Source organism: Williamsia maris (genome assembly GCF_024171815.1).
GTDB classification, from domain to species: domain Bacteria; phylum Actinomycetota; class Actinomycetes; order Mycobacteriales; family Mycobacteriaceae; genus Williamsia_A; species Williamsia_A maris.
The window spans coordinates 375,741-388,331 of the sequence record NZ_JAMTCJ010000001.1 but is presented as its reverse complement, the minus strand read 5'-3'; the positions used below and the strand labels follow the sequence as shown (position 1 = coordinate 388,331).

Below are 12,591 nucleotides of genomic sequence, written 5' to 3'. Positions count from 1 at the left end.
GGCCTCAGGCGTTGTCGGCACCGGCCTCGAGGTCGGCGACGATTATCTTCTGCATCTGCAACATGGCCTGCATCGCGCCGTTCGCGCGGGCGGGGTCAGGGTCGGACAGCAACTCGTACAGCCGCTTCGGGACGATCTGCCAGCTCAGCCCGAATCGGTCCTTGAGCCAGCCACATTGCGATTCCTCGCCGCCGACGACGAGCTGATCCCAGTAGTGGTCCACCTCGGCCTGGTCGGTGCAGGAGATCAGCAGCGAGGCCGCCTCGGTGAACCGGAAGTCCGACGGATAGTTCAGTGCCATGAACCGTTGCCCGACGAGCTCGAACTCGGCCGAGAGCAGCGGGCCGTCCGGCGACGACCGGTTCACCCCGTGCACCGTAGCGTCGCCGAAGACCGACGTGTACAGCTCGAGCGCCTCCTCGAGATCCTCGTTGAACCACAGGGACGGGGTGATCGATGCCATGACTTCTCCTCGGACGCGGGTGGGTGCTCACGGTACAGACCTGCCCCGGCGGCCGAACTCATCGCTTCGGCTACGACACCACGTGCGCATCCGCGAGGTCGAGCACCTCGTCGATGACCGCCAGAGCATCGGTCAGTTCGTCGTCGGACGTGGTCAGCGGTGGCGCGACGTGGATCCGGTTGAAGTGCGTGAACGGCCACACGCCCTTGGCCTTGCACGCCGCGATCAGCTCGGCCATCGGTGCCGCGTCGGGGCCGGAGGCGTTGAACGGGACCAGCCCCTCCCGGGTCTCCGGGTTGCGGACGAGCTCGATGGCCCAGAAGAACCCCATCCCGCGGATCTCGCCGACCGACGGGTGGTTCGCCGCGATCTTCGACAGCGTCGGCCGGATCAGGTCCTCGCCGGTGGCGCGGACCCGGTCGATGACACCGTCGGCCTCGAACGCCTTGATCGACGCGACGCCGGCGGCGCACGCCAACGGGTGGCCGCTGTAGGTCAGACCACCCGGGTAGGGCACGTCGTCGAAGTGCTGCGCCACGCGCGATCCGATGACCACCCCGCCGAGCGGGACGTAGCCGGAGTTGACTCCCTTGGCGAAGGTGATCAGGTCCGGGGTGACCCCGAAGGCGTTGACGCCGAACCACTCCCCGAGACGTCCGAACCCGACCATGACCTCGTCGGCGATGTAGATGATGCCGTACTCGTCGCACAGTTCGCGGACGCCCGCGAGGTATCCCGGCGGCGGGACCAGTACACCGTTGGTGCCGATCACCGTCTCGATGATGATCGCGGCGATGCTGTTCGGTCCCTGCAGCTCGACGACCATCCGCAGATGCGCCAGCGCCGCGGCCGCCTCGGCCTCGACCGAGTCGGTCGCCCACGGTGAGCGATACGGGTATGGACCGAAGAACCGGACGACGTCGCCGCCCGTCGGTTCGGCGCGCCAGCGTCGTGGGTCGCCGGTCAGACCGATCGTGGTCCCGGACGCCCCGTGGTACGAGCGGTACATCGACAGCACGGTCGAGCGGCCGGTGACCACCCGCGCCATCCGCACCGCGTGCTCGTTGGCCTCGGCGCCGGCGTTGGTGAAGAACACCTTGTCGAGGTCACCCGGTGCCCGCTCGGCGATGAGCCGCGCCAGCTCGCCGCGCACGTCGTTGCCGAACGCCGGGGAGATGGTGGGCAGGATCCTGGCCTGTTCGCAGATCGCCTCGACGATGGCCGGGTGTCCGTGTCCGGCGTTGACGTTGACCATCTGCGAGCCGAGGTCGAAGTACCGGTTGCCGTCGTAATCCCAGAACCACGATCCCTGCGCACCGGCGATCGGCACCGGATCGATGTGGGCCTGGGCCGACCACGAGTGGAAGACGTGTGCGCGGTCGTCGGCGCGGACCTGCGCTCCGGCCGCGGGGTCGATGTGATTGTCAGCCATGGTCCCAGTGTCCTCCGTCGCCGGCGATGCTCATGTCGCGGTGTCGATCGCGGTCACCTGATCGGCCAGCGCGGGCATGACGCGTTCGCCGTAGGCCTCGAGCGTCGACGACTTCGCGTCGTGCTGCAGGTAGATCGAGAACTGGTCGACGCCGAGGTCGCGGAGTTCGGCCAGCCGCCGGACGTGGGTCTGCGCCGACCCGATCAGGCAGAAGCGGTCCACGATCTCGTCGGGGACGAAGTCGGCGTGGCTGTTGCCCACCCGGCCGTGCCGGTTGTAGTCGTAGCCGGTGCGCCCGGCGATGTAGTCGGTGAGCGCGGCGGGGACGTCGGAGTCGGTGCCGTAGCGGGTGACGATGTCGGCGACGTGGTTGCCGACCATGCCGCCGAACCAGCGGCACTGATCGCGCGCGTGGGCGAGGGCCTCGGGGGAGTCGTCTGCGGTGACGTAGGCGGGGGCGGCGACGCAGAACGTGACCGTCGACGGATCCCGTCCGGCCGCCTCGGCCGCGGCCCGCACCTTCTCGATCATCCAGGCGGCGATGTCGGGATCGCCGAGCTGCAGGATGAACCCGTCGGCGACCTCGCCGGTGAGCGCCAACGCCTTCGGGCCGTAGGCGGCGACCCAGACCTCCAGCGACGACCCGGTGCTCCACGGCAACCGGACCCGGCTGCCGGTGTGGTCGACCGCGCGGGAGTTGGCCAGCTCGCGGATGACCTCGATCGACTGGCGAAGCGTCGCCAACGTCGTCGGCGAACCGCCCAGAGCCCGCACCGCCGAGTCGCCCCGACCGATCCCGCAGATCGTGCGGTTGCCGTACATCTCGTTGAGCGTCGCGAAGGTCGACGCGGTGACCGTCGGGTCCCGGGTGGCCGGATTGGTCACCATCGGACCCACGATCACCTTGCGGGTGGCCGCCAGGATCGCCGAGTGGATGACGTAGGGCTCCTGCCACAGCAGGTGCGAGTCGAAGGTCCACACGTGCGAGAATCCGAGGTTCTCCGCCCGCACCGCGAGCTCGACCACACGCGACGCAGGCGGATTGCACTGCAGCACAACACCGAAATCCATGTCTTGGGTCCCTACCTGCCGTCTGGTCCAGTTCCGCTGCGTTTCGTGTCCGTCAGATCAGGTTCTGTGACAGGCCGCGTCTGACGAACGAGCCGTGGGTCCTGGCGCCGTGGTACGCGCCGTCGTCGATGATGACACGCCCGCGCGAGATGACGGTGTCGACGTGGCCGTCGATCTCGAAGCCCTCGTAGGCGGAGTAGTCCATGTTCATGTGGTGGGTCTTCTCGACGCCGATGCTGGTGTGTCCGTTCGGGTCGTAGATGACGACGTCGGCGTCGGCGCCGGGGGAGATGATGCCCTTACGCGGGTACATGCCGAACATCCGCGCGGGTGTCGTGCAGCAGATGTCCACCCAGCGCTCCAGCGAGATCTTGCCGTCCTTGACGCCCTGGAACATCAGATCGATCCGGTGTTCCACCGACCCGATGCCGTTGGGGATCTTGGCGAAGTTCCCGACGCCCATGTCCTTCTGGTCCTTCATGCAGAACGGGCAGTGGTCGGTGGCCACGGTCGTCACGTCGCCGGTGCGGATGTAGCGCCACAGTTCGTCCTGGTGTCCCTCCGCCCGCGGACGCAGCGGAGTCGAGCAGACCCATTTCGCGCCCTCGAAACCCGGTGCGCCGAGCTGCTCCTCGAGGGACAGGTACAGATACTGCGGGCACGTCTCGGCGAAGACGTTCTGCCCGTTGCCCCGTGCCGTCGCGATCTGTTCCAGGGCCTGCTTGGCCGAGACGTGCACGACGTAGAGCGGCGTCTTGGTCAGGTGGGCCAACATGATCGCCCGGTGGGTGGCCTCCTCCTCCATCTGCCAGGCGCGCGACGTGCCGTGGAAGATCGGGTCGGTGTCACCGCGGGCGAGGGCCTGCTCGACCAGCACATCGATCGCGATCCCGTTCTCCGCGTGCATCATCATCAGCGCGCCGAGTTCGGCCGCGGACTGCATCGCCCGCAGGATCTGGCCGTCGGTGGAGTAGAAGACACCGGGGTAGGCCATGAACAACTTGAAGCTCGTGATGCCCTCGCTGACGAGCTCGGACATCGCCTTCAGTGAGTCGTCGTCGACGCCGCCGATGATCTGATGGAAGCCGTAGTCGACGGCGCAGTTGCCCGCGGCCTTCTCGTGCCACGCGGCGACGGTGTCCTGCAACCGCATCCCCGGGTTCTGCACGGCGAAGTCGACGATGGTCGTGGTGCCGCCCCACGCCGCGGCGCGGGTGCCCGTCTCGAAGGTGTCCGAGGCGAACGTGCCGCCGAACGGCATCTCCATGTGGGTGTGCGCGTCGATGCCGCCGGGGATCACGTAGCGCCCGGTCGCGTCGATGGAGTGGTCGGCGCTCGCCGCGAGATCGGCACCGAGAACGGTGGATCCGGGCGCGATGACCGCGACGATGGTCTCGTCGGAGATCAGGACGTCGAGGGGTTGCGCGCCGGTGGTCGACACCACCGTCCCGCCGTGGATGAACGTCGTCGGCACTGGGGTGTCCCTTCGATCGAGGAGAGCGGAGGTCAGGGGGCGGTGAGCGGGCCGTAGGCGTCCGGGCGACGGTCGCGGTAGAAGGCCCACCGGTTGCGCACCGACTCGATGAGGCCCAGGTCGAGGTCGCGCACGATGAGCTCGGGGTCGGTGTCGGAACCGACCTCGCCCACGAACTTCCCCTCGGGGTCGACGAAATAGCTGGTTCCGTAGAAGTCGTTGTCGCCGTACTCCGCCTCCACGCCGACGCGGTTGATCGCGGCGACGAAGTACTCGTTGGCGACAGCCGATGCGGGTTGTTCGAGCTTCCACAGGTAGCTCGACAGGCCGCGGCTGGTGGCCGAGGGGTTGTAGACGATCTGCGCGCCGGCGAGACCGAGTGCGCGCCAGCCCTCGGGGAAATGGCGGTCGTAACAGATGTAGACGCCCACCTTGCCGACGGCGGTGTCGAACACCGGCCAGCCGAGGTTGCCGGGGCGGAAGTAGAACTTCTCCCAGAACCCGGGCAGTTGCGGGATGTGGTGCTTGCGGTACTTGCCGAGCAGGGTGCCGTCGGCGTCGATGACCACGGCGGTGTTGTAGAGGAACCCGCCCTGTTCGCGTTCGTAGATCGGCACGACCATCACCATCGACAGCTCGCGCGCCAGCTCGCAGAAGGTGTCGGTGGTGGGGCCGGGGATCTCCTCGGCGAACGCGTAGTACTTCTCCTCCTGGACCTGGCAGAAGTACGGCGCGTTGAACACCTCCTGGAAGCCGATGATCTGCGCGCCCTGCAACGCGGCCTCTCGTGCGTAGTCGATGTGCGCGGAGATCATCGTCTCCCGGTCACCGGTCCACGACGTCTGGACGATCGCGGCCCGAACGGTCTGCTCGTTCATCCCCAGATTCTGCGCCCCATCGCGTTTCTGCGGCATTGCATTCGGGTAAAACGATGACCGACCTCGCGGCGGCACGTCCGGATCAGCGGGTCACTCGGTGGCGAGCCTCAGCCCGAACGCCACCAGGGCCGCGCCGGTGACGGCGTCCATGGTGCGACGGATCCGCCTGCGGGTGAACATCTCTCGTGCCCGGTCGACGCCGAAGATCACCAACCCGAGGTAGGCGGTACCGATGATCGGGAAGCTCACCGCGTAGATGGCGATAGCGGCGAGGCTGGGGTCGCTGCCGAGGAACTGTGGCAGCACGGCCAGGTAGAACGCGATGACCTTGGGGTTACAGATGTTCGACACGAACCCCTGGCGCCATCCCGCGATGGCCGACGACGAGCCGACGCGCACCGCGGTGTCGTCGTCGTATTCTCCGCGGCGGGCGCTGCGCAGTGCTCCGAACGCGAGGAACAGCAGGTAGGCCGCACCGACATATTTCACGGTGAGGAACAGCGGCTCGATCGTCACGATCAACACCCCGAGGCCGGCCGCGGCCGCGGTGCTCTGCACGACGTTGGCGGTGCTGATCCCGAACAGGCACCAGCCACCGCGACGTCGTCCGCCCTGCAGGGTGTTCTTGATCGCGACCGCGGTGTCGGGTCCGGGCAGCAGCGTCAGCAACGCCGCCAGAGCGAGGAATGCACCGTACGAGGCCCAGTTCATGCGAGCCACGATAAGGCCGCCGCCGCTGCCGCGCCCAACCGCCGTGGGTCACCAGTCGACGACGCCGGTCCCGTCGAAGAATGCCCCGGTGGGGCCGTCGGCGCCGATGGTCGCGGCCGCGATGACCGGTGCGGCCCCCTCGGCGACGGTCTGGTGACCACTGTTGCCGTTCAGGTCGGTCGCGGTGTAGCCCGGGTCGACGGCGTTCACCTGGATGTCGGGCAGCGCCTTCGCGTACTGGGCGGTGATCATGTTCAGCGCCGCCTTCGACGACGGGTACACCAGGGCGTCGATGGTGAACTCGATGCGGTCGCGATCGGTGGTCGCACGCAGCGAGCCGAGGCCACTGGACACGTTGACGATCCGCGGCTGATCGGATCGACGCAGCAGGGGCAGAGCGTGGCCGGTCACGCGAACCGGCCCGAGCACGTTGACGCCGAACACCGGTAGGAAATCATCGGGGGAGGTGTCGGTCGGGGCCGTCCGTCCGCCGGAGATCCCGGCGTTGTTGACGAGGACGTCGAGACGATCACCGATCGTCGTCATGGCCGCGGCCACCGACGCGTCGTCGGTGACGTCGATCTGCACGAACCGCACGTCACCGTGATCGGCGATCTCGGCGACGGCCGCCTCCCCGCGGGCGACGTCGCGACATCCCAGCCACACCGTCCACCCGAGGTCCGCCAGTTCGGTCGCGGTCTGCTTGCCGATTCCCTTGTTCGCTCCGGTCACGAGGGCAATCTGTGTTGTCGTCATGACCCGATGGTGGCCCCGATCCACCGAACCCGCCAGGACGCGCTCATCCGGGGATCGGTGGTCCGGGTACACCGGGTCGGGATCCGCCGGAGCGGTGGCCGTTCATCCCGCTGGGCGGGAGGATCCGCTACCGATGCCGGATGACCTCGTGCGCGCGTCGGAACCACAGCACCGTCGTCGACACCAGGGACAGCACCGCGAGTCCCATGATGCCGGCGTAGATCTGCAGCGACGTGTCGCCCTGTCCGGAGCTGTAACCACTGCTGCCGCCACGTGATCCGCCCATCCCGCCGCCACCCTGACCGCCCGGTCCCTGACCGGCACCCTGCCCGCCCGGCTGCTGACCGACCGCGCCCTGACCGCCACCGGGCATGCCGGGTCCGCCCTGACCACCGGTCGGACGACCACCGCCCTGACCCGGCGCCCCGCCGAACCCGCGGCCCCCGCCACCGCCGGCCTGGTCACCGGTCAACGAATCGTAATAGCCTCCGAACGACGCGATCTGGACGAGCAGCGGGATGATCCAGTACCGCATCGGCAGATAGAACGCGACGATCACGGTCAACACCTCGGCCATGTAGAAGTAGCGCTCGTGCATGGCGGGCAGGAAGAACGGGACGACGAGCGCGCTCGTGGTCACCGCCAGCAGGATCATGGTGTCGTCGAGCACCGGCTTGCGTCGCAGCGCGTAGAGCAGCGCGGCGACGGTCAGCACACAGACCACCCCGATTCCGGCGTAGGCGATCCAGGAGACGTTGCCGCCCAGCGAGATCCACTGATAGAGATTCGGTGCGCCGAGGGTGAGCTGCTTGTACGACCCGGTCTGGCTCACGTACACCGACAGCACCTCGCTGATCGGAGCGCCCACCAGCAACGGCGGGATGTCGAGGACCAACATCACCGCCGGGATGGCGAGCAGCGACCGCCACGGGATGTGTCGACGCAGCACGAGGAACGCCACGACGGGGATCAGGAAGATCGCCTGCAGTTTGAACGAGAGCGCCAGACCGATGAAGATGCACGCCAACCAGGGCCGACGCCGGAGCAGGAAGTACACACCGCCGACCGCGAACGCCGAGTAGACCCCGTCGGCCTGGCCCCAGTACGAACTGTTCGCGACAACCGTCGGCAGGAACAGGATCATCCCGAACGCCAGCGCGCGCACCCAGAACGCCGGATAGCGGATCCCGACGATGCGGTAGGCGAAGGCGGCCAACACGAAATCGAACGCGATCGAGATGCCCTTGATCCCGATCAACGCCGGAATGTGCAGATAGGTGAGGATCGCGATCAGATACAGGTAGGGGTAGTTGTAGTCGGCGAAGGACTCCTTGAACGCCGAGAACCCGCCGTTGTCGCGGATGTGGTCGTACCAGCGGTCGAGGAACGCCGTGAAGTCCAGACTCCGGTTGTCCAGGAACATCAGTCGCAACCCGAGGGCCGCGGCGGCGATCACGACGAGCACGCCGATTCGGATGAGGCGGGAGCGCGCGGGCGATCCGCCCGCCGACGCCGCCGTCGGGTCGGGGGCGTCGCGCTGCGGCGGCTCGGTCGAGATGGTGGCGGGGGTGGCCATCGAATTCCTCTTTCACACGTGGTCGGTGCAGCCAGCGTGTCCGACTCGCCTGGGAAGTCGGTGTGGTGTGCCCACGGAACTGCTGGGAGGTGACGGCTCGTAGGCTGGTCGGCGTGAACACAACAACCGTTGCGGTGGCGCTCGGCAGTGGCGGGGCCAGGGGGTACGCGCACATCGGCGTTCTGCAGGTGCTGGAGGAACGCGGCTACGAGATCGTCGCCATCGCCGGGTCCTCGATGGGTGCGCTCATCGCCGGCCTGCACGCCGCGGGGCGACTCGAGGAGTACACGACCTGGGTCACCGGGCTCAACCAGTTCGACGTGGTGCGACTGATGGACGTCTCCCTGTCGGCACCCGGTGTCATCCACGCGGCCAAGATCCTCGACAAGGTGCGCGAGATCCTCGGTGAGGTGCAGATCGAGGACCTCCCGATCCCGTTCACCGCGGTCGCCACCGACCTCACCGCCGGCCGCGCGAAGTGGTTCCAACGAGGTCCGGTGGACACCGCGATCCGCGCGTCGATCGCCATCCCCGGTGTCATCACCCCGTTCGTCCTCGACGGTCGCGTCCTGGTCGACGGCGGCATCCTCGACCCGGTTCCGATCGCACCGCTGGCCGCGGCGGGCGCCGATCTCATCATCGGCGTCGACCTCGGAGCGGACACCGGCGGCATCGACGCCGAGAGCCACGAGCCGCACCACTCGGTGCCCGGCGCGATGGACATGATCCGGCGGACCGCGTCGCCGCTGCTGGAACAGAACTTCGTCAAGTCCATCGTCGACCGGTTCGCAGGCGACCCGGGCGCCGAAGACGCCTCCGAGGTGGATCCCGACGGCGTGGCCGCGGTCGCGGAGACCTCCGATCAGGAGTCCCGCGTGATCGCCTCGCCGTCCGACGACTCGGCCCTGCGCAAGCTCAGTCGCTTCACGATCATGGACCGCTCGCTCGACATCATGCAAGAGGCACTGGCCCGCTACCAGCTGGCCGCGTTCCCGCCGGACGTGCTCATCGAGGTCCCGCGCACCGCCATCCGCAGCCTGGACTTCCACCGGGCGACGGAGATGATCGAACTCGGTCGATCGCTCACCGAGCACGCGCTCGACGAGCAACAATCCCGTCGGTGGTGACTGCTCACCCCGACATCGGGTTCCGGCCCCTGAGGCGTGACGATTTCGGTGCGCTCGCCCGGTGGCTGGCGGCTCCGGACGTCGCGCGGTGGTGGCATCAGGAGTTCGACTCCGCCGCCCTCGAACGCGATTTCGGGTCGGGAATCGACGGCGCCGAACCCGGTGACAACCTGGTCGTGCTGCTCGACGGTGCACCGATCGGCCTCGTGCAGCGGTGCCGGATCGCCGACTACCCCGAATACCTGCACGAGTTCGAGCCCATCATCGGGGCGGTGCCCACGACCGCGTACACGATCGATTACCTCATCGGGGTCCCGGAGCTGATCGGGCGCGGCCTCGGGCCCGCGGTCATCGCGGCGGTCAGCGCCGACACCTTCGAGCGCCGCGACGACGCACAGACGCTGCTGGTGCCGGTCGTGGCCGCCAACCGGCGGTCGTGGCGGGCGCTGGAGAAGGCGGGCTTCCGCATCGTCGCGAGTGGAGACCTCACGCCCGACAATCCGATCGACGATCCCGCCCACCACATCCTGCGACTCGACCGGCCGGTGGCGGCCACGCGGTGATCCGGTGGGTCGTTCCGGTTCAGCCGAGGTGTCGGGCGAGGAACTCCGCAGTACGCGGACTGTTCGGCGCAGTGAAGATCTGCTCCGGCGGGCCGGACTCCTCGATCTGACCGTCGGCCATGAACACGATGCGATCGGCCACCTCGCGGGCGAACGTCATCTCGTGGGTGGCCATCACGATCGTCATCCCGTCGGCACGCAGACCCCGGATGACGTCGAGGACCTCGCCGACGAGCATCGGGTCGAGCGCAGACGTGATCTCGTCGAGCAGCAACACCTGCGGGTCCATCGCGATCGCGCGGGCGAGCGCCACACGCTGCTGCTGACCACCCGACAGCGAATCGGGGTAGGCGCCGGACTTCTCCGACAGCCCGACCCGCTCGAGCAGGGCGTGTGCCCGGGCGCGGGCGTCGGCGCCCGAGGTCCCGCGTGCCTTGATCGGACCCAGTGTGATGTTGCGCAGGACCGACAGGTGCGGGAACAGGTTGTAGGCCTGGAAGACGATCCCGATCGAGCGCCGCACCTCGTCGACGTCGACGCGTGGATCGGTGATCTCACGCCCGTCGAGCCAGATGTCGCCGTCGTCGAGGACCTCCAGCAGGTCGAGGCAGCGCAGCAGCGTCGACTTGCCCGATCCCGACGCCCCGATCAGACAGACGACCTCGCCCTGTCGCACCGTGAGATCGATACCGCGCAGGACCTCGTTGCCGCCGAACGACTTCCGGATCGCCACCGCACGCAGCAGCTCACCCGTCGGTGTCGTGTCCTTCTCGGTACCGGTCATCAGAACCCGCCCTCGCGGCGCATCGAGCGCACCGTCAGGTAGTCGGTGAGACGCGCGAGGGGAATCGTGGCGACGATGAAGAAGCACGCCGCGACGACGTACGGGGTGAACACGAAGTCACGACCGGAGATCACCTGGGCGGCGCGCAACGACTCCACCAGACCGATGGTCGAGAGCAGCGCGGTGTCCTTCTGCAGCGACACGAAGTCGTTGAGCAGCGGGGGAGCGACCCGTCGTAGCGCCTGCGGCAGGATCACGTGCCGCAGGGTCTTGCCGTAGGACAGGCCGATCGCGCGACCACTGGCCCACTGCGACGGGTGTACCGACAGGATGCCGGCCCGGATGACCTCGGCGACATACGCGCCGTAACTCAGCGTCAGTGCGATGACGCCGAGCCAGAACAGGCTCGTCGGCAGTCCGCTCAACTCGAGCGCCGGGACACCGAAACCGACCAGCAGGACGATGAGAAGCGTTGGCGTGCCGCGGAAGATGTCGGTGTAGAGAACCGCCACCAGTTTGATCGGCGCGAGGGCGGGGCTGGGGATGACCCGGATGATCGCGACGACGAGACCGAGCACGAGGACGAAGACCTCGACGACCAGGAACAGACGGATGTTGAGCCAGAACGATTTCGCGACGTCGGGGAACGATCCCTTCGCGTCGTCCCAGTCGAAGAACGTGGCGTGCACCCGGTCCCAGCCCGGGGAGGAGATCACGACCGCGATGACGATGCCGAGCACGACGACCGTCGAGACCGCGGCGATGGCGGCTCGCGTCCGCGTCCGACGACGTCGGTATCGCTGCCGCTCGAGTTGGCGTTCGCTCAGCGGTGTCGCGCCGGATGTCACTTCAGTTCGGGAACGCTGGTCGCCTGCGTCAGCCACTGATCCTGGAGCTTGGTCAGCGTCCCGTCGGAGTCCAACGAGTCGACCGCGGCGGTGACGCAGGGCGTCAGCTTGCTGCCCTTCGACAGCAGCAGTCCGAACTTCTCCTGCTCACCCTTCGTCGGCTGGAACTCGCCGACGATCTTTCCGCCGGTGATCTCGGCGGACGTCAGGTAGTAGGCGGTCGGCAGGTCGGCGACGATCGCGTCGACCTGCTTGTTCTGCAGGGCCTGGCCGGCCTTGGAGGTGTCGTCGTAGACCAGCGGCGCGGTGGTCGGTGCGATCTGGTCGATCGCGGTCAGCGAGGTGGTGGCGATCTGCGCGCCGAGCTTCGCGCCCTTCAGATCCGCCAGCGACGTCGCGCCCGCGTAGCGCGAGTCCTTCAGCGTGATGATCGCCTGTGACGCCGAGTAGTACGGGCTGGAGAAGTCCACGGCCTTGGCCCGCTGCGCGGAGATCGAGAACTGGTTGATGTCGAAGTCGAAGTCCTTCTTGCCGGGCTGGATCACCTGGTTGAACCCCGCCTTGGTCCACTTGACCTGGTTCTTCGTGAAACCGAGCTTGTCGGCCACGGCGTAGGCCACCGCCGACTCGTAGCCCTTGCCGTTGGTCGGGTCGTTGTCGCTGAACCACGGCTCGTAGGCCGGGTCGTCGGTGGCGACGGTCAGCGTCCCCTTCGTCACGACCGGCAGGGTGGCGGGCTCGCACTGGGACAACGACGCGGATGCCGATCCGGAGGCGGACCCGCCGTCGGAGTCGGAAGTGGGTGCGCAGGCGGCCGTCAGGGCGAGGGCCAGCACGGCGATGGCGGTCAGGCCGCGGGAGGTCGAGATCGTCATCTGCCAGATCGTAGGGAATGGTCGGCGGTTTGG

The 12,591-nt window shown here is 67.9% G+C and carries 13 protein-coding genes; 2 read left to right on the top strand and 11 right to left on the bottom strand.

Features of this window, described 5'->3' with window-relative positions; all coding sequences use genetic code 11:
• Window positions 1–4: 4 nt before the first annotated feature.
• From LX13_RS01825 to LX13_RS01790, 8 genes are all read right to left on the bottom strand, one after another.
• Window positions 5–463 carry a VOC family protein gene (locus LX13_RS01825; RefSeq protein ID WP_253659606.1) on the bottom strand — a complete coding sequence of 153 codons (459 nt, stop codon included), beginning with the start codon at window positions 461–463 and terminating at the stop codon, window positions 5–7.
• Window positions 464–533: 70 nt separating this feature from the next.
• A complete protein-coding gene (locus LX13_RS01820) occupies window positions 534–1,895 on the bottom strand; it encodes an aspartate aminotransferase family protein (protein WP_253659605.1) in 1,362 nt (453 codons plus the stop codon).
• A 30-nt stretch (window positions 1,896–1,925) separates the two neighbouring features.
• Window positions 1,926–2,966 carry a TIGR03842 family LLM class F420-dependent oxidoreductase gene (locus LX13_RS01815; RefSeq protein ID WP_253659604.1) on the bottom strand — a complete coding sequence of 347 codons (1,041 nt, stop codon included), beginning with the start codon at window positions 2,964–2,966 and terminating at the stop codon, window positions 1,926–1,928.
• Window positions 2,967–3,018: 52 nt separating this feature from the next.
• Window positions 3,019–4,440 carry a dihydropyrimidinase gene (hydA, locus tag LX13_RS01810; RefSeq protein ID WP_253659603.1) on the bottom strand — a complete coding sequence of 474 codons (1,422 nt, stop codon included), beginning with the start codon at window positions 4,438–4,440 and terminating at the stop codon, window positions 3,019–3,021.
• Between the two features lie 32 nt (window positions 4,441–4,472).
• The gene (locus LX13_RS01805) at window positions 4,473–5,318 is read right to left on the bottom strand and encodes a nitrilase-related carbon-nitrogen hydrolase (RefSeq protein WP_253659602.1); all 846 of its coding nucleotides are present in this window, start codon (window positions 5,316–5,318) and stop codon (window positions 4,473–4,475) included.
• Between the two features lie 90 nt (window positions 5,319–5,408).
• Complete coding sequence (locus LX13_RS01800) at window positions 5,409–6,029, bottom strand: LysE family translocator (RefSeq protein ID WP_253659601.1); 621 nt, start codon at window positions 6,027–6,029, stop codon at window positions 5,409–5,411.
• A 48-nt stretch (window positions 6,030–6,077) separates the two neighbouring features.
• The gene (locus tag LX13_RS01795; protein WP_253659600.1) at window positions 6,078–6,785 is read right to left on the bottom strand and encodes an SDR family NAD(P)-dependent oxidoreductase; all 708 of its coding nucleotides are present in this window, start codon (window positions 6,783–6,785) and stop codon (window positions 6,078–6,080) included.
• A gap of 127 nt (window positions 6,786–6,912) precedes the next feature.
• Window positions 6,913–8,361, bottom strand: a complete 1,449-nt coding sequence (locus tag LX13_RS01790) for a glycosyltransferase 87 family protein (RefSeq protein ID WP_253659599.1) — start codon at window positions 8,359–8,361, stop codon at window positions 6,913–6,915.
• A 113-nt stretch (window positions 8,362–8,474) separates the two neighbouring features.
• Here LX13_RS01790 and LX13_RS01785 point away from each other — a divergent pair, with 113 nt between their 5' ends.
• Window positions 8,475–9,488, top strand: a complete 1,014-nt coding sequence (locus LX13_RS01785) for a patatin-like phospholipase family protein (RefSeq protein ID WP_253659598.1) — start codon at window positions 8,475–8,477, stop codon at window positions 9,486–9,488.
• A complete protein-coding gene (locus LX13_RS01780; RefSeq protein WP_253659597.1) occupies window positions 9,482–10,051 on the top strand; it encodes a GNAT family N-acetyltransferase in 570 nt (189 codons plus the stop codon). Before LX13_RS01785 ends, LX13_RS01780 begins: the two co-directional genes overlap by 7 nt.
• Window positions 10,052–10,070: 19 nt before the next feature.
• Here LX13_RS01780 and LX13_RS01775 read toward each other — a convergent pair whose 3' ends face one another.
• From LX13_RS01775 to LX13_RS01765, 3 genes are read right to left on the bottom strand one after another with little or no spacing between them, the layout of a single operon-like run.
• A complete protein-coding gene (locus tag LX13_RS01775) occupies window positions 10,071–10,835 on the bottom strand; it encodes an amino acid ABC transporter ATP-binding protein (protein WP_253659596.1) in 765 nt (254 codons plus the stop codon).
• Complete coding sequence (locus tag LX13_RS01770; protein ID WP_253659595.1) at window positions 10,835–11,683, bottom strand: amino acid ABC transporter permease; 849 nt, start codon at window positions 11,681–11,683, stop codon at window positions 10,835–10,837. The genes LX13_RS01775 and LX13_RS01770 overlap by 1 nt, the downstream gene beginning before the upstream one ends.
• Window positions 11,680–12,558 carry an ABC transporter substrate-binding protein gene (locus tag LX13_RS01765; protein WP_253659594.1) on the bottom strand — a complete coding sequence of 293 codons (879 nt, stop codon included), beginning with the start codon at window positions 12,556–12,558 and terminating at the stop codon, window positions 11,680–11,682. The genes LX13_RS01770 and LX13_RS01765 overlap by 4 nt, the downstream gene beginning before the upstream one ends.
• Between the last annotated feature and the right edge of the window lie 33 nt (window positions 12,559–12,591).